The following is a 23,541-nucleotide window of genomic DNA, read 5'->3' as shown; positions in this document are numbered from 1 at the left end:
TTCTGATTAACTCTAAGTCTAATATAAAATCAAATCTTAATAAATTTAATTTTATATTAGACCTAGAGTATTAAAATGTGTTAGAAAACTAAGAATACTTAATAAAGAAATCTATGTATTTTACAGTTTACTCTACTTTTAATTCATTTGACTAATTATTGTAAAAACTATTTATTTTATGATAATTAAATTTATTTTAAAAATAACTAAAAAGTTTTAGTTTTTATATACTATTAAGTGCCTAAATGTTCATACATTTAAACGTACAATTAATACAAAAAATATATATTTAAAGTTATTCTTGTTGTTAATCTCAACAAACTATTCATCTTTTTTAATATCTTTTACCCATTTTTCAACAGAATTTAATTCTTCCTCATTTACCCCCTTTTTGAACAATGCCTTCATAAAGCTTTCAATAGAACTTCCATGCATATTATCTAGAAAAGTTTTTGTTTCAAAATGTAAATATTCATCTTCTCTAATAATAACTGTATAATGTGTATGTCTATCTATCTTTTTCGCATCTAAGAATTGCTTATTTACTAATCTTGATAAAAGTGTTAGTGTTGTAGTTTGCTTCCAATCATATAGTTTTTCCATAGCTTCAATGACATCTTTTGATGTTACTGTAAAATCTGACCCCCAAATAAATTTCATGACCTTTAATTCTGCTGGTGGTATCTTAGTAATAGTCATATGATTTTACACTCCTCTCAAACTTATATTTTCAGTACTACCCAAACATATAAAATCCCAAAGTAAAAAATAAATTTTATTTTTATATATATTAAGTATAACAGATTATTAAGTTAAAATTCTAATATTTAAGATAATATACCCATTTTATAATCAATAAATATCAATCTTTGAAATAACTATAAATTTATTTCAAAAACTATTTTTGAGTTTATCCATATGTTATAATAAATGTATAAAATTTTGATTGGTGGGTTATATATGAATGCATTTATTAGAAAACGAAACAAGAATTATGTAGTTTATCTCGAATTTACAGATGAAGATACTGGAAAGAGAAAACAAAAGAACATGGGTATTTTTGATAAAAAAAGAGATGCGAGCAAAAGGTTAAATGAAGTAAAGGAAAGTCTATATAAAGATGGCTTTTTAATTCCAAACGAAATCACTGTCTCAGAATTTCTCTTAGATTTTTTAAAAAAGTACAGTGAAAATATATCATTAGCTACATACAATAATTATGTTAGTATTTGTAAGAATTATATTAATCCCTCTATTGGTAAATATAAAATACAGGATTTACATCCAATTCATATACAGAACTACATTGATAAACTATCTCATAAATTGAATCCTCAATCAATTAAGATTCATATAAATATATTGAAACTTGCAATAAAAAGAGCATATAGGCTCAAATTAGTAAAAGAAAATATCATGGATAATATAGAAGCTCCAAGATATAAAAAATTTAAAAATGAAATTTATGACAAAGAGCAAATGATAAAATTGTTGAACTTATCAAAAAATACATATATGGAATTACCTATTAATTTAGCAGTTGGTTTAGGTCTTAGAATTTCAGAAGTTTTAGGTTTAACTTGGGATAATATTGATTTTGAAGAAAATACAATAACTGTAAATAAGATAACAGCTCGAATTAATGGCTCTGTAATTCTTAAAGAACCCAAAACGGAAAGCTCTATTAGAAAAATATCTGCTCCAAAGGAATTAATCTTTTTACTAAAAGAATATAAGATAAAACAAAATAAAAATTTATTAAAGTCTTCTATTAGAAATAGTCGTGACTTGTTATTTTTCAATAAAAAATGTGAACCTATTGCTGAAGATGTTATGAGTAAAAAATTTAAAAGATTTTTAGAAAAGAATGACTTGCCCCACATTAGATTTCATGATTTAAGACATTCACATGTTACTTTACTTATAAATTCTAAGGTACCTATAAAAGTTATCTCAGAAAGAGTTGGTCATTCAAATATAAATACAACCTTAAGTGTTTATTCCCATGTTCTAAAAGAAATGGATAAAGAAGCATCTGACAAAATTTCTGAAAACTTATTTAATGCTAACTAATATTACATTTTTTTGATTATATTTACTCTAATCTTTATTATCTATAAAATTAATTTTTACTACTAATAAAATTAAAACTAAATTAATATTCAAATTTAATTTTATAATAGAAGAGTTAAAATATATTTATTACAAAATAGTTTTAGTATTATAAATACAGCTTCTACTTCTCAAATTAGGAGGATTGTTATGAAAAAAATTATATTCAGAAAAGCTACAGCAGATGATATGCTAGATATTAATAAACTTGAATTAGATGTTTTTTCGGTAGAACAAAAGATTCCAAAAGATATAATCCCTATTTCTCAAGATAAGAATCCATCATGGTGGTGCACAACAATTGATGATGTTATTATTGGAGCAGTTGCATCTTGGTACGAAAATAGACAAGTTCACTGGGGTAGATTTGCAATTAGAAAAGATTTTCGTAGTCAGCATATCGGAACAAAACTAGCATATTTTTCCATTGATGATTTATTTTCTCAAGATATTGATGAAATTTTTATGGAAGCACGTGACACAACAGTTAAAATCATTTGTAACTTAGGTGGTATAGTTACTGGTAAAGCTGAAGATTTTTATAATGAATCAGTAACCCCTGTAACTTTACAAAAAATACATTATCATAAAAGAGAATATCTATAGACTCATTATATTATATAATTTTTGCTTATTATGTCTCCAAATATTGTTGTAATTTGACACAATGTAAACAATCAATTTAGATTTGGAGACATGTGCTTTTTTATAATCTAAAAAATCCATATATCTTTCTATTCATAGTTCCATTTGCATTATCTCTACAATCCTATTTACTACAGTATATACTAAATAAAAAACCTCCTAATATTGATTAAATACCTACACACTTATATAGAGTATTCTCAAACATTAAAAGGTTTTTATTCTAATAATTATATTTAGTAAAAATAATATTTAAACTAAATAATTATTTATTTTTCCCATACATTTTAGCTAATTGTTCTTGTATATCTTTACTTTCTAAATACTCATCAAAATCCATCTTTCTATCCATTATTCCATTTGGAGTTATCTCTATAATTCTATTTGCTATAGTAGATATAAACTCATGGTCATGAGAAGTAAATAAAAGCACTCCTGGGAATTTTTCAAGTCCTTTATTGACAGAAGTTATACTTTCTAAGTCTAAGTGGTTAGTAGGGTCATCTAACACAAGTACATTTGCATTTGAAAGCATTAGCTTACTAAGCATACATCTAACTTTTTCTCCTCCAGATATAACTTGAGCTTCTTTTAAAGCTTCTTCTCCAGAGAATAACATTCTACCCAAAAATCCTCTTATGAAACTCTCACTTTTTTCTTCAGAAAACTGTCTAAGCCAGTCAACTAGAGAATACTCTACTCCATCAAAAAACTTATTATGGTTTTTTGGAAGATAATCTTGAGAAGTAGTTACTCCCCATTTATATTCTCCACTATCTGGTTCAAGTTCTCCCATAACTATATTTAAAAGTGCAGTAGTAGCTATTTCATCACCCATAAATACTACTTTGTCATCTCTATCCAATCTAAATGAAACATTATCAAGTACTTTAACTCCATCTATAGTTTTTGTTAAATTGTGTACTTCTAAAACTTCATTACCAATTTCCCTAGCAGGTGTAAATCCTACATATGGATATCTTCTTCTTGATGGTTGTATATCTTCAACTTCTAATTTATCTAATTGTTTCTTTCTAGATGTCGCTTGTTTAGCTTTTGAAGCATTAGAACTAAATCTAGCTATGAATTCCTTTAATTGAGCTATCTTTTCCTCAGTCTTTTTGTTTTGGTCTTTAGCAAGTTGTAATGCTAATTGACTTGATTCATACCAGAAGTCGTAGTTTCCAACATACATCTGTATTTTACAAAAGTCAACATCAACTATATTAGTACATATTTGATTTAAGAAATGTCTATCATGTGATACTATTATAACTATAGACTCTTCTAAATCCATTATAAAGTTATTTAACCAATTTATTGATTTGAAATCCAAGTGGTTTGTAGGCTCATCCATTAATAGTATTTCAGGTTTACCAAAAAGTGATTGTGCTAACAACACTTTAACCTTCTCTCCACCAACTAATTCTTTCATTTGTTTGTAATGCATATCCTTAGTTATACCAAGACCCATAAGTATTTTTTCAGCATTAGTTTCTGCATCCCATCCATCAAGTTCTGCAAACTCACCTTCAAGCTCAGCAGCTTTTATTCCATCTTCTTCGCTGAAATCTTCTTTCATATATAAAGCATCTTTTTCATGCATTATACTCCAAAGTCTTTCATGACCTCTTATAACAACATTTAAAACAGTTTCTTCCTCATATTCGAAGTGGTCCTGTTTTAAAACTGACATTCTTTCTTTATCAGTTATAGATACACTCCCTGTATTTGGTTCTATTTCTCCTGATAATATTTTTAAAAAAGTAGATTTTCCCGCACCGTTAGCTCCTATTATTCCGTAGCAATTTCCTTTAGTGAATTTTAAGTTAACATCTTTAAATAGTTCCTTATCACCAAATCTAAGTCCAACACCTGTAACTTGTAACATTAATGTATTTTCCTTTCTTTTTGTTCATAATTTATTTTATCATAAAATTTTGATAACATTTTTATTATCACGTAAACAGCATATTTTTTATACCAAATTCGTGAAATATTTATTAAAATTGTATTAAAGATTGTAAGTTTCATAAAAATTAACAATCTATTATATTATACTTATAAAAAATTCAAATTGCAACTTTATTAATTCTTTTACACACTCTAAATACTTTATTTGAATCTTTAATCTGTTCTAGCTATTAGTTAAAACATAGTTTCTGTATAATTAATCATAGTTTATATATCATTAATACTTAAAAAGAGTACCTAAGTTTGTAAGTACTCTATTTTTATGATTTTATATTTTAGCAAAATTACATGCAGGGTAAGTACATACATCACAGTTCATACAAAGACCACCATGACCATATTTAGCTATATCATATTTGTCAAGTTTTTCATCTATTAAAATCCTAGATAGAACTATATCAAATACTGTAGTTTTATGATACATTGCACATCCAGGTATCCCCATAATCGGAACTTCTCCATAATAAGCAAGTAAAAACATTGCTCCTGGTAATATTGGTGAACCATATGTAACTAAGTCAGCTCCAGTCTCTTTTATAGCTGTAGGTGTGACATCATCTGGGTCTACACTCATTCCACCAGTACAACAGATAAGTTCTGCTCCTTGACTTATAAATTCTTTTATTGCATTTTTTATGATATCCTTATCATCTGGACATATAGTTTGGCCTATAACTTCACATCCAAACCCCTTTACTTTTTCTTCTATTACTGGTCCAAATTTATCAACAATTCTACTGTAAAATACTTCATTTCCAGTAGTAACGATTCCTACTTTTTTAGGTTTAAAAGGTATTACTTTGACTATTTTTCTGTTATCAACTACTTTTTTTGCCTCTTCTAGTTTTTTCTCATCTATGACTAGAGGTATGACTCTTGTTCCAGCTACTTTTAGCCCTTTATTTACTACAAAATTATTATGAAGAGTTGCCATCATTATTTCACCAACACAATTTAAATCAAAAAGTGCATCAACATCTATTTTTAAAATCCCATCACATGCCGCTATAAAGTCTATCTTTCCTTCTTTTATTTCACTGAAATCTAAATTTTCTCCAGCAGTTAATTCTTTTAAAAATAAAGCTCCTTCATTTTCATGAATCATTCCCTCTGATTTTTCCCATACATATAAGTTGTCTTTACCAAGAGATAATAAAACTGGAATGTCTTCTTCTTTTACTACATGTCCCTTTTTAAATTTTCTTCCTTTAAATTCTCCTGGTATTATTTGAGTAATGTCATGACATAAAACTTGTCCAACAGCATCTATAGTTTTTATTAATTTCATAATTTACCCCCTATTCTTTCATAATCCACTTTCGTATCAATATCTAATAACATTTTTTTGGGAACTTCTACATATTTTATTTTTGATGAATTCTTTAAAATAGTTTTCCCTTTTTCATCTTCTTTAAGTGCCAACAATTCCTTTTTTTTGCTAAATGGAAATATAACTGGATTTCCACATACATCTTTGCATCTTGGAATTACTATAAAATTTCTATATAATTTAAAAGTATTTATAATTTTATCTATATATAAATCATCAATAAATGGTTGGTCTCCCACAAAAAACATATATCCATCACATTTTGAGCTATTTAAAATTCCTAATTTTATGGATTCACTCTGACCTATATTTGCATCTTTATTATCTACATATTTAAAGCCATATTTATTACATAGTGCTAAAACTTCTTTATATTGACTTACAACTACAACTTGATGAAAATTAATTTTACTAACTGCCTTAAGTACATGTTCTATTATAGAACATCCATCATATTCCAATAAAAGTTTATTTTTTCCCATTCTTCTGGCAAATCCTGACGCCATTATTACTGCATTTATCATATATATCATTCCTTAACATTTATAATGTATTGATATTGTTATGATTTTATAGTATCTTTATTGATATTATCTATATATATAATATCACATAAACTATTTTAATACTTCAATATCTTATACAAAAATTTTGTTTTATACTTCCATAAAATATATCTATTTCGCTTTCATGCTCTTTAATAATTTTAATTAAATTTATAGCTAAACTTTCATATATTTCATTTTCGATTTTATTAATAAATAATATTTTTTTTCCATGATAATTTTTAAACAATCCTTTTGGATTTAATACTACATTTTTTAAATTATCAAGGCTTACTTTAGGATTATCATTTATATTACACATATTTAAATTAGTTATTTTTTTAAATTCATCTAACCTATGTATATTTTCTTCATTAATATCCATTCCAAATGAAGTTATATCTAATATACCTATAGTTTTTGTAGTTTTACAATATACTACTGGTTCTCCATCATTCCAACCTTTAAGTTTTTTTCTCTTTGAACCATCACCTTCTATCAAGACCAAATCAAATTTATCTATCATTTTTTCTAAATCAGATAACTTTATTCCTACTATTTTATTTTCATTATTTATACAGCTTCCACATACTGTTACTCCATGACAAATAGATGGAATAGAAGTTCCACCTATTGTCATAAATATATTGTCATAGTCTTTTCTATCAGGTAAATATATTTTAGTAGTTGTTGTAAGTAAAACTTTTAGCTTATCTCTATAAAAATTCGCAAAGTATTTTATAAATGAAGTTTTTCCTCCTGCTCCAACTACAGTTATTATTTCATTTGCTCCTATCATATTTGATAATTTCACACTTTCACCTCTCATAACTATTTCTTTTAAATATCCTAAATTTTATTTATTTGAAATTTATAATTTAACTTTTTTAGTAAAAGTGATTTTTGAAATTCTATAAACTAAAAAGTAAATAGATTCTGTTGTAAACAACAAGGCGGATCCAATTCGCCGCTAAGCTGTAAGCTTATACGCTATCAGTTTATCTTTTAATTATTATTAAGATATTCTTATTCTTTGTGGTTGCTTTAACACCTGAGGATTATTCTGCAAATAAGATAAATCAACTATTTTTGATTTTTTTAATATATTAAGACTTGCATTTACATCTGCGTTTATAATCATACCCATACTAGATTTATATTGACCACGTGTTATTCTTTCTCCCTTAAATTTGTATTTCTGTACATCATCCAAATTAATATCAGGAAGATAATCATTGGCAAAAAAATCGGATTTACTAGTATAGCTTTCTTCTTGTCTAATGAAATTAATATTTTTTATTTTACATAGGTACTCTAGTTTTCCTTTTATCTCTCCAAAAGGAATTCTTATAAAATTTCTATATATTTTCTTTTCCATATTATCACTTTTTTCTAACTTAGCATTATATCCTACAATTAAATTGCCAATATTATTTTTTACACAGTAGTCAATTATGTAAAAGCAAGTTTTATTTACATAGTCTTTAACCTGATTATTTCTTTTATTCCATACTTTAAATTGTTTTCTTGTAATTAAACTTATATTCTTTTTTAATTTTAAAGCCTCTATTTTATCGTTTTGCTTATTTGCCCATTGATTCACAGACTTAAGCCTTCTCCCATCTATAATAAAACTATCACCTAAATTGGTAGTACAAGTACATAAGTTTTCTAAACCTAAATCTATTGCCAGTGCATTTTTTTTATTTGAAACTTCCTCTGATTTCGGTATTTCATAACAATACTGAATTTCAAAGAACCTAGCCTTATGTTTAGGTATTATTCTTATTTCCTTAACTTTTTTGTCTAATATATTATTTGGAACTTTTATACTCACCTTTCCATACATTTTTTTAAATGCTGGAGACATAGGAACATTTAAAATTCCATCGTCTTTAATTCTTATTTGACCTATTATTATACTAAAAAAACCTTCTTTGTCTAAATACTTAGGTGATTTTATTCCTCTAAAATCATACTTGCCTTCTTTAGCTAATTTAATTAAACCAAAAAATGACCTAAACGAACTATCAACTTCTTTTAGTATTTGTTGTGCTACATTACTATTGAGTAGTTTATAGTTTTCATTTTCTTTACACACATGATAATTAGCTTCATAATTAAGATGCTCTCCTTGATTAAAGTAATGTTGTCTGACATTATATGTACCAACATTATACAAATTCTTTGCTAAAAAGCACATCTCTCGCAAAGCCTGATATTCTTTTTTAGTTAAATTTTTTAATTGTTGTCTCTGAGTCCCATAATGTATGTTTTTTGTTCTATTTGGCATAAACTCACCTCCTTTAACTCTTACTCTATTAGACATTATATATGGTATTTTTAGAAAGCACCATATATAATGTCTATTCAATTACTTTATTTTACAAAATAACTTAATTTTATACTTTATAGTATATCATTTATTAAATTTATTTGTTATTGTTTTTCATACCCATGTACACTTTTTCAAAAGTTATAGGAAGCTCTCTTATACGAACTCCAGTAGCATTAAAGATTGCATTTGCAATTGCTGGTGCTGGCGTATGTATAACTATTTCTCCTAAAGATTTAGCTCCATAAGGTCCTCCTGGGTCAAAATTATCAGCAAAATCTACCAATATATTTCCTACTTCTTTTTTTGTAGGAACCTTATACTGCAAGAAACTGTCTGTCAATAACTTTCCATATCTATCAAATTTAGGGTCTTCATACATTGCAAACCCTATTCCCATCATTACTCCACCTTCTACTTGTATTCTAGCTAATGTTGGATTTATAACTGTACCACAGTCTGGGACACATGCAAAATTTATTACCTTATATTCCCCTGTATTTTTATCTAATTCTATTTCAGCAAATCCTGCTATAAATGGTTTTATTCTTTTTAACATACCAAATGATTCTGTTGCTTCTAAAACAACTGGTACATCGTCACTTGAAAACCCAATACCTCCAACTGACTCTCTTCCTAATTCCTCTAATAACACAAATTTACTCTCATCATTCTTAACAAAAATTCTATCTTCACTTAACTCTAAATCTTCTTTTTTAGACCCGAGTTTAGATTCTGCTATTGAAAGTAATATTTCTTTTAATTTGTTTGCTGTTTTTATTGTTGCATTTCCTGTAACTGTTGTAGTACAAGAAGCAAATGCTCCTGTATCATATGGACATAGGTCCGAATCACCTGTATAAACAGATATTCTATCTACAGTCGTATTTAAAGTCTCAGCAGCAATTTGTGCTTGAATTGTATCAGCTCCTTGTCCTAAATCAGCAAGACCAGATAATAACTTATATGTCCCATCTTCATCCATTCGTATAGTCACTGTTGCCATATCCACACGTGGTATACCAGAACCATGATTTGCCACTGCCATACCTACTGCCCTTACCTTGTTATTGCCTATATCTTTACACGGATATTTATCATCCCAATTAATTAATTTTTTCCCTTTTTCTATACACTGTTTTAATTCACAGCTTAGTATTTCTTCTTCTGCTGCTTTTCCATTAGTATATCTATCTATTATGTTTTTAACTCTAAATTCAAGAGGGTCTATACCAACCTTATTAGCTAATTCATCAATAGCACTATCTATTGCAAATATGCCTTGTGTAGCTCCATAACCTCTAAGTGCACCTGCTGGCAATCTATTAGTATATACTGTTCTAGCATCAAATCTAACAGCATCAATATCATTATATATTGGTAATGTATTATGACCTGATTCTGAAGAAACAGAAACTCCATTACCACCATAGGCACCTGTATTATTTAGTGATTTTAATTCTATCGCCTTTAAATTTCCTTCTTTGTCTGCACCTACTCTAACATCAAAAAACATTTCATGCCTACTATTAGAACCTACAAAAGTTTCACTTCTTGTAAAAACGAATTTTGCTGGTCTTCCAGTTTTCATAGTCACAAATGCAGTAAATATATCTGTTGCTGCTATATTCTTTCCTCCAAATCCACCACCTATTCTAGGCTTTATTACCCTTATTTTAGAAGAAGGAATCCCCAATACTTTTCTAAGTATTCTCTTTACATTGTGTGGTGATTGTAATGATGACACAACAACAATCCTATCATTTATATCTTTATATGCATATGACCTATGAGTTTCCATCATACAATGTGATTGACTTTGAGTCTTATATGATGCTTCTACCACAAATTCACTTTCTTTAAGCTTAGCCTCAACATCACCAAACTCGAAAAACTCTTTTGATACTATATTATTTTTTGCATCTAATCCAAAAGGATATGGTTCTACTATATCTTGTTCTGGATGTATAATAACTTCATTTCCTTCTGCTTCTCTTGCATTAAATACAGGCTTTAAAGTTTCATACTCTACTTTTATCATTTTTAAAGCTTTAATGGCTGTTTTTTCATCTTCTGCTGCTACTAATGCTACCTCATCTCCAACAAATCTAACCGTATCTTCAAGTAAGACTCTATCATAAGGAGATGCTTCTGGTTCTGTTTGACCTGGAACACAATATCTAACTTGTGGGACATCTTTATAAGTATAAATTCCTACAACTCCTGGAATTTTTTCAGCTTTTGACGTGTCTATATTCTTTATTTTGGCATGTGCATGTGGACTTCTAAGAAGTTTAACAGTCAAAACATCTTTATGCATAATAAGGTCTTCAGTATATAGAGGCTTTCCTGTCACAATTGCTGTACTATCTATCTTTCTTATCCCCTTATTAATCATTATCTATTACCTCCCTCAGTAGCACTATACATCCTCTTAACTAGCGCACTTGCCATATCTATTCTATACTCTTTGCTTGCTCTCATATTACTTCCATAAATTAATTCTTTACCTACAATAATAGATGCTTTATCTATATCCTTTTCTTTACTCAATATATTACTTGCTTCAAGTGCTAATTTAGCCCTTTGAGGTCTTGCTCCAATTGCTATTTTATAAGTATCATTTTCTTTTAACATAGCTGAATTTAATATAGCAAAATCTCCTGTACATTTTCTTATTGAATCAAACACAGCTACTGCATCTTTCTTAGGAAGTATTACTTCAATTAATATATCTTTATTTAATTCACTATCTAAAAACTCATTTAGCTCTAATATTCCACTATTGTATAACCTTACCTTCGCATCAACAACTAAAAGTACTGGAATCAAGTCAGAAAAACCATATTTCGAAAATACACTAGCTCCAATTCTTGCTCCTTGTCTAAATTGAACACCAACTATATTAGAAACAGCACTTGAGACTATTCCACTACAATAATTTTTAATAGTTTTATTTATTTCTAAACTTCTCAAAGATGTATCTGCTCCTATTAGTATATTTTTTTCATCCTCTTTTATATAGTCTAGATTTATATCCTTTAAATCTATGGCTGTTCCTATGTTTTTATTGCTTAATTTTATAAATCCGCAACCACCTAAAATAACATTATTTTTTTTAGAAATTAAAATTTTATATGCTTCTTCCAGGCTTTGTGGAACAGAATATTCTTTTATAGTAACCATCTTATCCCCCTTATATCATATTTATTAAAACTCTAAACCTATTAAGTACATTGCTTTAATTTTTATAAATATATAGTAAACTTAATTTAGTTCTATTAATTTTTTACTCTATATATTTTCTTTTTTATCTTTTTTATTTTTATTGTCCTTACCTTTTGAAAATTTTATCATATATAAACCTTGAACTATTATGGCAACCATAGCCCCTGAAACTACACTCGAATCTGCAAGTAATGTTTCTATAAATTTTGGAGATTTTTCAAGCACTTGAGGAACCACCATAAATCCTATGCCAGCTGCCATAGAAAGACCTAATATCATACTATTTTCTTGATTAAAACCATCCATACTAACAAGTCTTAATCCAGAGGTTGTAAGAGTTGAAAATATTACGAGAGTTGCTCCTCCAACCACACAAGGAGGTATTGTTCTGATTAAATTAGCTAACAAAGGTGATACTCCCGCCAGAAATAATCCAATTCCTCCAATAGCTAATACAAATTTACTTATAATTTTTGTATTAGAAACGATTGCAGAATTTTGACCAAACATCCCCATTGGAGTAGCAGAAAATAATGCTCCTATTGTAGATAATACTCCATTTCCTAAAACAGCAGAAGAAAGTTCTTCATCTGTCACTTGTCTATTAAGCCCTCCTACTGCAGAAAGTGTACATGCTCCCATAATATCAGCTATTTCAACCAAATATATTATTGAAAACATTACTACAACCTCAATCTTTATATCTAATCCAAAAGCAAGTGGTTTTGGAAGTGCAATCAAAGTAAACTCTTGAATTGAAGAAAAATTTACTATTCCCAACATTAGAGATAAAATATATCCAAAAATTATGCTAACTAATATTGATGCATCTTTAAATAATCCTTTGCCATATTTATTTAATCCTAATATCATAAGTGACACAGCTATTCCAACTATAAAATTAATTGGTTGTCCAAATGTCTCATTCCCCATACCTCCAGCCAAGTTTTTTATTGCTATTGGGAAAAGTCCAAGACCCATACATGCAACTATCGTGCCAGATACAACTGGAGTAAATATAAATCTTATTTTTTTAAGACCAAAACTAATTATGATTATTACTATACCAGCAATTATTTGAGAACCAAATAACACAGGTAATCCATACTTACCTGCAACAGAAACTCCAGCTCCTATGAACATTGCTGTAGCTCCCATTATAACTGGTATTCCTCCTCCCAATTTAAACCCTTTAAATAGTGGTATTGGATATAATTGTAACAAAGTTGATAATCCTGCAAAAATTAATGCAGCTTGAATCAATAGTGTAGACATTTTATGATCAAGTCCAGCTACATTTGCAATTAATATTGCTGGTAAACAACTACCTATTACCATTGCCATTAAGTGTTGTAACCCCAAAGGTATTGCTTCCTTTAGTGGTGGTATTCCGTCTAATTCAAATTTTGATGTACTTTTTGCTTTCATAATAAAAACTCCCGTTACATAAAACTTATTGAATTATATAAATACTTAAAAATTTAATATATTAAACTAAATGACTTTTATAAATCTTACTATACTCAGTAATACATTTAAGTTTTCATACTTAAAAATCATGTGCAACAAATTTAATTATTAACAATCAAATTTATTCTATTATTTTGTATATGTTCTATAGTGCTTTACAAATATAAGAGTATTGTAGCTATGGACTTTAAAAATTTTTACAACAATTCTAATCCAATCTAAATCTTTCAATCTTAATCATTATAAGTTATAAGTTTTCATAAGTATTTATATCTTGTAAGTTTTAAACATTTACCTATAAACGCTACTTTATAGATGCCACTTTAATTTTTAAGTGACCTCATACTTTCATATGAGCGTAGACTATTTCTTCATCTTCAGCATTACCTGTTAAGAGCAACCCGTTTCCACTATCAATAGCTTATAGTGTACTCTCTTTCGAGATAGTCGTTTGACCTTCCTATTTCTAGGCTTGGCGACCAAATGTCCATTGTAAAGTACTTAGGCTCTCACCATATACCATCCTTGCTATTGTTTCTGGTTTTCACCACATTCATAAAAGTTTCTTTCTATCTTTTATTGTAGTTGCAAGGCTTTAGGATTTACTGGTTTTAAAGTTGTGTCCTACATAAATTTCTTTATGTACGGGGCTAAAAGTACAACTTATTTAATATACTTTTTTATTACCCCCTGTAAATAATATTATTTACTCTTTCACTGTTTTTGTTATTAAATTAATTACATAATAATTAATTTGAGCATAAAATAATTTTCAAATTGAAAATCAAAATATTTATGAATATTTTATAATATAATTATCATAAGACAGAAAAACTTAATAAGCTATGTATCTCAGTTGTACCCATGTACTCTCCTTTACTATATTTGTATCTGCAACATAAAACATACAAGTTTCTATCTAGCTTATAAATATAAACCAATATCTATAATTAAAAATAGTAACAGTATTGTATAATACAATCTTTATGTATATTACTGTTTATTATTTCTATAGAGCAATTTTAATGCCAATGTTTGCATAGAATAAATTTTTTATACTTTCATTGATAAAAATTTACTTATTCCAACTGTTCTGTAATTTTTTATTAAGCAAATTTTAAATTTTATTTTTATGATATTTTTATAATTACATAAAAAAAAAGACCAAAAGTATTTTTCAAGTGATCTTTTCTCAAATTTTTATTTTAATTTCTAAAATTTATAATAAATAGTAAGATTATATAAGCATCTATTTGTATATGAAAGTTTATACTTTTATGGATGATAAGTTAATGTAATTAAAAGATTATCTAGCTGATTTTAGTTTTACAATATCGCTCCAATTTTTGCTGGTAGCTAATTCTACTAAACTTAAATCTCTTCTTATTTCGGAAACATCTTCTTTTATGGCGTTTGTATCACCTTTTATATGTGCTATACTATGTTCCATATTATCATGAGTAGCTTTATTTATTTCAGAGTTATGTAATAAACTTCCTAAAATACTATTTTGTTCAATTTGTTGTTCTTTAATTGATTTTCCTTCAGATTCTAAGGCATCTACTTTAACATCTATTTCATATAGTTTTTCATTAACTATAATACTTTCTGCTTTAATTTCACTTATATCTTTACTTGCTTTACTTATTTGATTTTTCATAGAGTTCATTTCTAATTTAACTTCATGCAAATTATCTTTCACTACATTTACTTCTTGTTTTACTTCATTCATTTCTTTCTTCATTACACTTACTTCTTGTTTTACTTCATTTATTTCTTTCTTTATCAGATTTACTTCTTGTTTTACTTCGCTCATTTCTTCTTTCATTACACTTACTTCTTGCTTTACTTCACTCATTTCTTTCTTCATTACACTTACTTCTTGTTTTACTTCATTCATTTCTTTCTTCATTACACTTACTTCTTGTTTTACTTCACTCATTTCTTCTTTCATTACACTTACTTCTTGTCTTACTTCTGACATGTCATTTTTCATTATGCATATTTCTTGTTTTACTTCACTTATTTCTTCTTTCATTATACTTACTTCTTGTTTTACTTCTGACATATCATTTTTCATGCTAACCACATCTTTATTTATAATATGTAATAATTCTAAAATTTTATCTTCCACTTACATCACCATCCCTATTAATTATTATAACATCTTATACAAATGCTATACAATGTTAACATATATATCTAAAATAGTTATCATAAATTTAATTAATAAAATTATTATGTATAATTACTATAAAAAATAATTAATATAGATATAAATCTAAAAATAATAATTACAAACAAAAGGATACCACTTTAATATGGTATCCTTTATTTGTATCTAAATTTTTATCTTTTAAAATTATATTTTTTATAAAATATCTTATGCATTTAATTCTGGACATGAAATTTTTCTTCCAAGTGCTTTTGGTTTACATACTGATATGCAAAGACCACAATATCTACATTCATCTTCATTCAATTCCATCTTATCATTTAATTTTCTAGCTTGATATGCACACACTCTTTCACACATCTTACATTTAGTACATTTTTCTTCATCATAAGTAAATTCAAAACTAAGTCTTTCATTTACCTCTCCCATATGCTTATGTACTATCCCACAAGCATTTTCTATAGTTTTATATCCTAGTCTTTCAAGATTAGAATTTAGGTCATTGTGTATTTTAGCTATTACTTGAGCTCCTTTTAATATTACTACTGAGCATATACCAACAAAGTCAGCACCTGCCATAATCATCTCTAAAGCATCATCTCCACTTACACATCCACCTAATCCAATTATAGGTATATTTACTTCTTTTTTTATTTCATATATTCTTTGTAGAGTTATTGGTTTAATAGTTTCTCCACTTAAATATCCAATTCCATTTCCACCTAATAAAGGTTGACCATTTTCTATATCTATTCTAAGTGCTGGTCCTACAGAATCACAAGCAGTTATTGCATCTGCTCCTGCTTCTTCTAATTTTTTAGCAAAAGCCCCTATTTCATCTATCATAGGAGGAAGTTTAACTATTACTGGTATATTCACTCTCTCTTTCGCATCTTTAAGCATTGGTATTAAATCTCTATAGTCATAAGATACCAACTCGATAAAATCAGCTCCTGCATTTGCAACCTTTTCTACTAGTTCACTACTTTCTTCTATTGTATGACCTACTGAAGCTATACATACAGTTCCATCTTTTTTCATTTGTGGTATTTCAAAATCTATCCATTGCTCTGGTTCAAAATCTGTCCATTTCTCATTATTTAAAAGAGCATTGGCTGTATTTCTCACCATATGAGGTGCTGGATTTATAGCTCTTTCTTTTCTTATTGTCTTAGTAACAACTGCCCCTGCTCCTGCATCACTTAGTATCTTACATCCAGCTGCACTATATGTCAACGGACCTGAACCTATTATAAAAGGTGATTTTAATTCTTTCCCTAAAAAATTATACATTATTTACTTCCCCTTTTCATATTTATTTACATTTATTAAAACTTCCAGAATTCACAGGCAACATCTTTCATTTCTTTAACAATGGCTTTTTTATCTAAGTCAACTAATTGTTTTTCTTTTAAAATATGTTTACCATCTATGTATACATTCGATATAAATTCTTTTTTACCTTGCACTACTATCTGGTCAAATATATTATCAAGTGTTACAGGAGTTTTAAATTCATCTTCCATAACTACTATATCTGCTTTATTACCAACTGTTATTTTTCCTGATTTTTGAAGCCCTAATGCATAAGCACCATGTTCTGTTGCCATCTTAAATACTAAACTTGCTGGCATTACAGACGCATCTTCTTCAACTGATTTATGCATTAAAAACGCACCTCTCATAACTTCAAAAAAATCATTTATATATCCATCTGTACCTAATGCTACTTTTATGCCTTTTTTAATCATTCTTGGAACTGGAGAAAAACCGCCACCTACTTCACAGTTACTAAGAGGCATGTGAACTACCTTTACACCTTTCTCCTTTAATATGTCTATCTCTTCATCATCTACTTTTACACATTGAGATGCTAATACAGTCTCATCTAATATATCTAAATCATTGTAGTAATCAACTGCTTTTTTATTAAAGTGTTTTTTAGAGTAGTTTGGTTCATATATACTCTCACATAAATGGAATTGCATTGGTGCATCTAATTTTCTTGCATCTTCTTTAGCTTTTTTGATAAATTTATCTGAACATGTAAAACTAGTATGTGTACACATTATTCCATTTATTAATTTACTGTTTTCTCTGCTCCATTTTATTAAATTAGAATTTTCATCTAAACATCTTAATCCATTTTCATAACTTATTCTTTCACAACTTTCTAGAGATAAAACTGCTTTCATTCCTATTTCTTCTAGTATCTTACCTTGCTCAATTAAAGTTCCTTTTTCTGTATTTGGAGCTTCTAGAGTGTCACAAAATGCTACTACACCAGATTCTATAAGTTCTATTGCAGACGCTTTAGTTGTGGCTTTTACTTCCTTTAATCCTATTCTATTTTCTATAAATGGCCACCAATAGTCATTTAAAAATCCTTCGAAATCAGTAAAATGTACATTTGCTGGTATTCCTCTAGAAAGCACTCCATATTGATGCATATGCCCATTGATAAAGCCTGGCATTACTATAGCATCTGATTTATTTATTATCTCTGTAATATCTTTATATTTTAATTCAACTTCTTCATTTGGCAATATATCTTTTATAATGTCATTTTCTATTACAACGGCATAATTTGTATATATTTCATCAGCAGAAGATATTAAGTATTTACTTTTTATAGCAACCATTTATTTACCTCCCTGATTTAGTTTCTTCATAGATTTATTTACCTCCCTGATTTAGTTTCTTCATAGCCATATAAACCTTTTCAGAAGTTATAGGAAGTTCTCTTATATTCACACCCACTGCATTAAAAATTGCATTTGCTATTGCTGGTGCTGGTGTATGAATAACTATTTCTCCTAAAGATTTTGCTCCATATGGTCCTGTTGGTTCATAATTATCCACAAAGTCTACTAATATATTTCCTATATCCTTTTTTGTTGGAACTTTATATTGTAACAAATTAGAAGTCTGAAGTTTCCCATCAGAACCATGTCTAGGGTCTTCATACATTGCAAGCCCTATACCTTGAGTTACTCCTCCTTCAACTTGTATTCTGGCAAGTGCAGGATTCATAACTGTACCACAATCAGTTGAACAAGCATAGTTTATCACTTTAAACTCACCTGTTGTTTTATCTAGTTCAATCTCTGCAAAACCTGCTAAGAATGGTTTTGCACTCTCTTTTATACCATAAGATTCAGATGAATATAAAACATCTTGATTTCCACCACCAACAGATTCTCTTCCTAATTCACTTAATAAAACAAATTTTTCTACGTCCTCACTATGACAAACTCTATCTTCATATAATATTAAATCATCTATTGGTAAGTCTAATTTTTTCTGAGCCACTTTTAATATCTTTTGTTTCAAACTTTCAGCAGATTTTATTGTAGCATTTCCAGTTACATAAGTAGTACAAGAAGCATATGCACCAGTATCATATGGACACATATCTGTATCTCCTGTATAAACGGAAATTCTATCAATAGATGTATTTAATGTCTTGGCAGCAATTTGTGCAAGTATTGTATCAGAACCAGTTCCTAAATCTGAAGACCCAGAAAATAACTTGTAAGTTCCATCCTCATCCATTCTCATATTGACTATTGCCATATCTATATTAGCTATACCAGAACCATGAGTTCCAACTGACATTCCAACAGCTCTTACTTTATTATTTCCAATGTCTATAACAGGGTATTTTTCATCCCATCCAATTAGCTTTTTACCTCTAATTATACATTCATCAAGTGCACAACTTCTTATTGGAAAATTCATTATTCCGCCTTCAGTTTGCTTTTTTATAATATTCTTCAACTTTATTTCTGTTGGGTCCATATTAAGTTTATGTGCTAATTCGTCTATTGCACAATCAAGTGCAAATGTCCCCTGAGTTGCTCCGTATCCTCTCAACGCTCCCCCTGGAACCAAGTTAGTATATACAGTTCTTCCATCAAACTTTATTGCAGGTACATTATTATATGTTGGAAGTACATTATGCCCTGACTCGGAACAAACTGAAGGTCCATTGTCACCATAAGCACCTGTATTGTTTAATGCTTTCATATCTATAGCTTTTATATTTCCTTCTTTATCTGCTCCAATCTTTATGTCAAAGAACATCTGATGTCTAGTGTTAGTCATTGCAAAAGTTTCTTCTCTAGTATATATAAGTTTTGCTGGTCTTTTCGTCATCCAAGTTACAAATGATGCATATATCTCTGTTACAGCTATATTTTTTCCACCAAAACCTCCACCTATCCTTGGTTTTATTACTCTCACCTTTGAAAGAGGTATTCCTAATGCTCTAGAAACCTGTCTTCTCATATGATAAGCTGATTGATTTGCAGAAGTTACTACTAGTCTACCATTAGTGTCTATATACGTGTAAGCTCTATGAGTTTCCATCATACAATGTGCTTGTGATTGAGTCATATAAGATTCTTCTACTATTACATCACACTCTTTAAACTCTTTTTCTACATCACCTTTACCCATTTTCTCTCTTGATACTATATTTTTTGTAGCATCTAATCCAAAATCAAATGGACAAAATAAGTCATCTTCTTCATGTATTAAAATTTTATTACCTTCTGATTCTCTTGCATCTAATATTGGTGTCATTACTTCATATTCAACTTTTATGAGTTTCATTGCTTTAATAGCTGCTCTTTCATCTTCAGCCGCTATTATAGCAACTTCATCTCCTACATATCTCACTATATCTTCAAGTATTAATTGGTCATGAGGTGATGCTTCTGGATATGATTCTCCTACCATTGAATATCTATAATTTGGTACATCTTTGTAAGTAAATATATCTACTACACCTTTTACTTTTAATGCATTTTTTACATCAATATTTTTTATTTTTGCAAAAGCATGTGGGCTTCTAAGAAGTTTAACAGTCAAAACATCTCTATGAAAAATTAAATCTTCAGTATATATTGGCTTACCAGTAACAATGGCTTCACTATCTATTTTTCTTACTTCTTTATTTACCATTAAACTCACCCCCAATACTATTATACATTCTAACAACTAATGCTTTTGCCATATCTTGTCTATACTCTTTACTTCCTCTTATGTTACTTCCAAATGAAAGTTCTTCACTTGATATATCTCCAGCTTTGTCTGCATCATTTTCTAAACTTAGCACTTCACTTGCTTTGTAGGCAATCTTTGCTCTTCTTGGTCTAGCTCCTATTGCAATTTTATAAGAATTTCCTTCTTTTAACATTGCCCCATTTAATACTGCAAAATCACCTGTACATTTTCTTATTGAATCAAATACACCTATAGCATCTTTTTTAGGTAATATAATTTCTATTAATATATCTTTTTCAAGCTCACTTTCTAAAAAGTCAGCTAAATTCATAACCCCTTTTTTATATAACTTAACCTTTGCATCTACTACTAGTAATGAAGGTATTAAATCTGAAAATCCATACTTAGCAAATACGCTAGCTCCCACTCTAGCTCCACTTCTAAATTGAACTCCTACTATATTAGAAACAGCGTTTGAAATTACTCCACTACAGTAATTTTTAATAACCTTATTTAATTCTAAAGTTCTTAAACTTGTATCTGCTCCAATTAATATACTATCCTCAGTTTCATTTATATAATCTAAACCTAGGTCTTTTAAATCTATTGCTGAACCAATATTTTTGCTACCTAGTTTTAAAAATCCGCAGCCTCCAAGTATTATGTTGTTTTTTCTTGATATTAGCAGTTCATAAGCTTCATCTAAACTTTTTGGAACTACATATTCCTTTATAGTTATCATATTCTCTCCCCATATCAATTTAATTTTCACTTAAAAAGTTTAAGTGTTCAAATATTTATGTATTGCTCTTAGTTGACCTTTATATCCTGTACATCTACAAAGATTTCCATTTACATAATCTATAACTTCTTCTTCTGTTGGATTTTGAAGTTCTCTTTTCATTGCTAAAACCATCATTATAAATCCAGGAGCACAAAATCCACATTGGTCAGCTCCTTCATCCGCAAGAAAATCCCCAAATTTCTTAGCTTCATCTACTACGCCTTCAAGTGTTGTAATACGTTGTCCCTCTACTCTAGCAGTAAGATAATTACAAGACAACACAGCTTTGTCATTTACCATTACTGTACATAGACCACATGAGCCAGTATCACATCCTTTTTTAACACTTACATATCCATTTTCCCTTAATGTATCTGCTAAAAAATCATCTGGTCTTATATTCAATTCTTTTTCTTTATTATTTATGGTACATTTGATAATCAAATAAATCACCTCAAAACTAATATTTTTAAGTTAAAGTCTATACTACACTTAATTTATTTAAGAATAATATTATATTTATTAATAAAGGTTATTCCATTTATGACCTTCCATTCTATTCTTTATAGCTCCTCTTACACAAAGTCTCTCAGCTGTATCTTGAGCATCTTTTAATACTTTTTCTTCATTAGTTGTTAATATTTTTGAGTCTTCCATTATTATATTTCCATCCACTATAACACTCTCTATATTTTTCATGCTAGAAGAATATACTAATGTAGACACCGGATTATGCATAGGTATTGCTTTTGGTGAAAGCATTGGATTAAATATTAGTAAATCTGCTTTTTTACCAATCTCTAATGAACCTATCTCATCTTCCATTCCAATAGCTCTTGCTCCATCTATAGTCGCTAGTTCAAGAACTTTTTCTGCTGACATTGCTAATGGGTCACATTTATTAACTTTATGTTGAAGTGCTGTTAATTTCATAAGTTCAAGCATATCTTGAGAGTTATTGCTAGCAGCTCCATCTACGCCTAAGCTAACTGTTATTCCTTTTTTAAGCATTTCTGGTACTGGTGCAACTCCTGAAGATAAATACATATTACTTGCTGTGTTATGAGATACCTTCATGTCATATTTTTTAGTAAGTTCCATATCCTCTTCAGTTAAATATACACAATGTACCATAAGCACATTTGGTCCAAGTATTCCTAATTTCTTTAAAACATCTATGTCATATTGCCCATGCAATTCTTTTGCTGCTTCTCTATCAAAAGGAGTTTCTGATATATGTACTGTAAATAAAGCATCATCATATTCTTTTACTACTCTCCATAGCATCTCAAGCATTTCTTGAGAATTTGACCATATTGCTGCTGGAGCTACTCCTATTTTGATTCTTCCATTCTCTGTATTGTGGTGTTTTTCAAACAATCTTCTTACATCTTTTTCAACCGTTTCTACATCTTGCATTATTCCAGGATGAACTCCAAATTGAGCACCTGTATTCATACATCCTCTTCCAAGTATTCCTCTTATTCCTAATTCTTTATAAGCATCTATTATTCCATCACAAAGACCTTGTTTACTGTGAGGGTACATATAGTCAACCATTGTTGTTATACCACTTCTAAGACCTTCCACACAGCCAAGCATTGCAGCATCATAAGTGTCCTTTGGCTCTAAATAATTGGCTGCTGGAAATGTCATAGTTTCTAGCCAATCTTTAAGTACCATATCATCTCCTAACCCTTTTAATAAAGTTTGGAATAAATGATTATGTGTATTTATAAAACCTGGGAATAGGACTTTGCCTTTAGCATCTATTACCTTTTTAACATCAGTGTACTTACTTTCTATTTCTTTAGAATTCCCAATATCTGCAATCTTGTTATCTTTTACTACTAATGCCCCATCAAAAATAACTTCTCTCTCTTTGTTTACAGTTACTATTATGGCATTCTTAATAAGTATATCTATCATTCT

At 28.7% G+C, this 23,541-nt stretch carries 18 protein-coding genes; 2 read left to right on the top strand and 16 right to left on the bottom strand.

The annotated features are described in order from the left end of the window. Positions 1–321: 321 nt before the first annotated feature. Positions 322–699, bottom strand: a complete 378-nt coding sequence (locus tag KGF48_RS16350) for a BlaI/MecI/CopY family transcriptional regulator (protein ID WP_227827923.1) — start codon at positions 697–699, stop codon at positions 322–324. A 261-nt stretch (positions 700–960) separates the two neighbouring features. Between KGF48_RS16350 and KGF48_RS16345 the strand changes: the two genes are divergently transcribed. Both KGF48_RS16345 and KGF48_RS16340 read left to right on the top strand, forming a co-directional pair. Then, positions 961–2,073, top strand: coding sequence for a tyrosine-type recombinase/integrase (locus KGF48_RS16345; protein WP_227841010.1), 1,113 nt, complete (start codon positions 961–963; stop codon positions 2,071–2,073). 189 nt (positions 2,074–2,262) lie between these two features. Next, a complete protein-coding gene (locus KGF48_RS16340) occupies positions 2,263–2,718 on the top strand; it encodes a GNAT family N-acetyltransferase (protein ID WP_227868261.1) in 456 nt (151 codons plus the stop codon). Between the two features lie 304 nt (positions 2,719–3,022). Here KGF48_RS16340 and KGF48_RS16335 read toward each other — a convergent pair whose 3' ends face one another. The 15 genes from KGF48_RS16335 to KGF48_RS16265 all read right to left on the bottom strand — a co-directional run bounded on the left by KGF48_RS16335 (position 3,023) and on the right by KGF48_RS16265 (position 23,538). After that, on the bottom strand, positions 3,023–4,648 hold the full coding sequence (locus KGF48_RS16335; protein ID WP_227868260.1) for an ATP-binding cassette domain-containing protein: 1,626 nt from the start codon (positions 4,646–4,648) through the stop codon (positions 3,023–3,025). A 351-nt stretch (positions 4,649–4,999) separates the two neighbouring features. After that, on the bottom strand, positions 5,000–6,019 hold the full coding sequence (locus tag KGF48_RS16330; protein WP_227841013.1) for a molybdopterin-binding protein: 1,020 nt from the start codon (positions 6,017–6,019) through the stop codon (positions 5,000–5,002). After that, positions 6,016–6,585: a molybdenum cofactor cytidylyltransferase gene (gene mocA / locus KGF48_RS16325; RefSeq protein WP_227868259.1), complete on the bottom strand. Its 570-nt coding sequence runs from the start codon at positions 6,583–6,585 to the stop codon at positions 6,016–6,018. Before mocA ends, KGF48_RS16330 begins: the two co-directional genes overlap by 4 nt. Before the next feature lie 106 nt (positions 6,586–6,691). Beyond that, complete coding sequence (gene yqeC / locus KGF48_RS16320; protein WP_227868258.1) at positions 6,692–7,420, bottom strand: selenium cofactor biosynthesis protein YqeC; 729 nt, start codon at positions 7,418–7,420, stop codon at positions 6,692–6,694. Between the two features lie 201 nt (positions 7,421–7,621). Beyond that, a complete protein-coding gene (locus tag KGF48_RS16315; RefSeq protein WP_227829382.1) occupies positions 7,622–8,899 on the bottom strand; it encodes a transposase in 1,278 nt (425 codons plus the stop codon). 139 nt (positions 8,900–9,038) lie between these two features. Beyond that, positions 9,039–11,339: a molybdopterin cofactor-binding domain-containing protein gene (locus tag KGF48_RS16310; RefSeq protein ID WP_227868257.1), complete on the bottom strand. Its 2,301-nt coding sequence runs from the start codon at positions 11,337–11,339 to the stop codon at positions 9,039–9,041. Then, positions 11,339–12,127: an FAD binding domain-containing protein gene (locus tag KGF48_RS16305; protein ID WP_227868256.1), complete on the bottom strand. Its 789-nt coding sequence runs from the start codon at positions 12,125–12,127 to the stop codon at positions 11,339–11,341. Before KGF48_RS16305 ends, KGF48_RS16310 begins: the two co-directional genes overlap by 1 nt. A 108-nt stretch (positions 12,128–12,235) precedes the next feature. Continuing rightward, the gene (locus KGF48_RS16300; protein WP_227868255.1) at positions 12,236–13,597 is read right to left on the bottom strand and encodes a solute carrier family 23 protein; all 1,362 of its coding nucleotides are present in this window, start codon (positions 13,595–13,597) and stop codon (positions 12,236–12,238) included. Between the two features lie 1,348 nt (positions 13,598–14,945). After that, positions 14,946–15,773: a hypothetical protein gene (locus KGF48_RS16295; protein WP_227868254.1), complete on the bottom strand. Its 828-nt coding sequence runs from the start codon at positions 15,771–15,773 to the stop codon at positions 14,946–14,948. Between the two features lie 249 nt (positions 15,774–16,022). Continuing rightward, positions 16,023–17,108 (bottom strand): dihydroorotate dehydrogenase, encoded by a 1,086-nt coding sequence (locus tag KGF48_RS16290; RefSeq protein ID WP_227840338.1) that lies wholly within the window; start codon positions 17,106–17,108, stop codon positions 16,023–16,025. 35 nt (positions 17,109–17,143) lie between these two features. Then, entirely contained in the window at positions 17,144–18,457 is a 1,314-nt protein-coding gene (locus KGF48_RS16285) for an amidohydrolase family protein (RefSeq protein WP_227829388.1), read from the bottom strand. A gap of 34 nt (positions 18,458–18,491) precedes the next feature. Further along, positions 18,492–20,783 (bottom strand): molybdopterin cofactor-binding domain-containing protein, encoded by a 2,292-nt coding sequence (locus KGF48_RS16280; protein WP_227840339.1) that lies wholly within the window; start codon positions 20,781–20,783, stop codon positions 18,492–18,494. After that, positions 20,773–21,567, bottom strand: coding sequence for an FAD binding domain-containing protein (locus KGF48_RS16275; RefSeq protein WP_227829390.1), 795 nt, complete (start codon positions 21,565–21,567; stop codon positions 20,773–20,775). Before KGF48_RS16275 ends, KGF48_RS16280 begins: the two co-directional genes overlap by 11 nt. Positions 21,568–21,606: 39 nt before the next feature. Further along, positions 21,607–22,053, bottom strand: coding sequence for a (2Fe-2S)-binding protein (locus KGF48_RS16270; RefSeq protein WP_227829391.1), 447 nt, complete (start codon positions 22,051–22,053; stop codon positions 21,607–21,609). A gap of 78 nt (positions 22,054–22,131) precedes the next feature. After that, positions 22,132–23,538, bottom strand: coding sequence for an amidohydrolase (locus KGF48_RS16265; protein ID WP_227829392.1), 1,407 nt, complete (start codon positions 23,536–23,538; stop codon positions 22,132–22,134). Positions 23,539–23,541: the final 3 nt, after the last annotated feature.

This window comes from Clostridioides sp. ZZV15-6388, from assembly GCF_020657755.1.
Taxonomy (GTDB): domain Bacteria; phylum Bacillota; class Clostridia; order Peptostreptococcales; family Peptostreptococcaceae; genus Clostridioides.
This window is presented reverse-complemented; position numbering and strand designations above follow the sequence as displayed.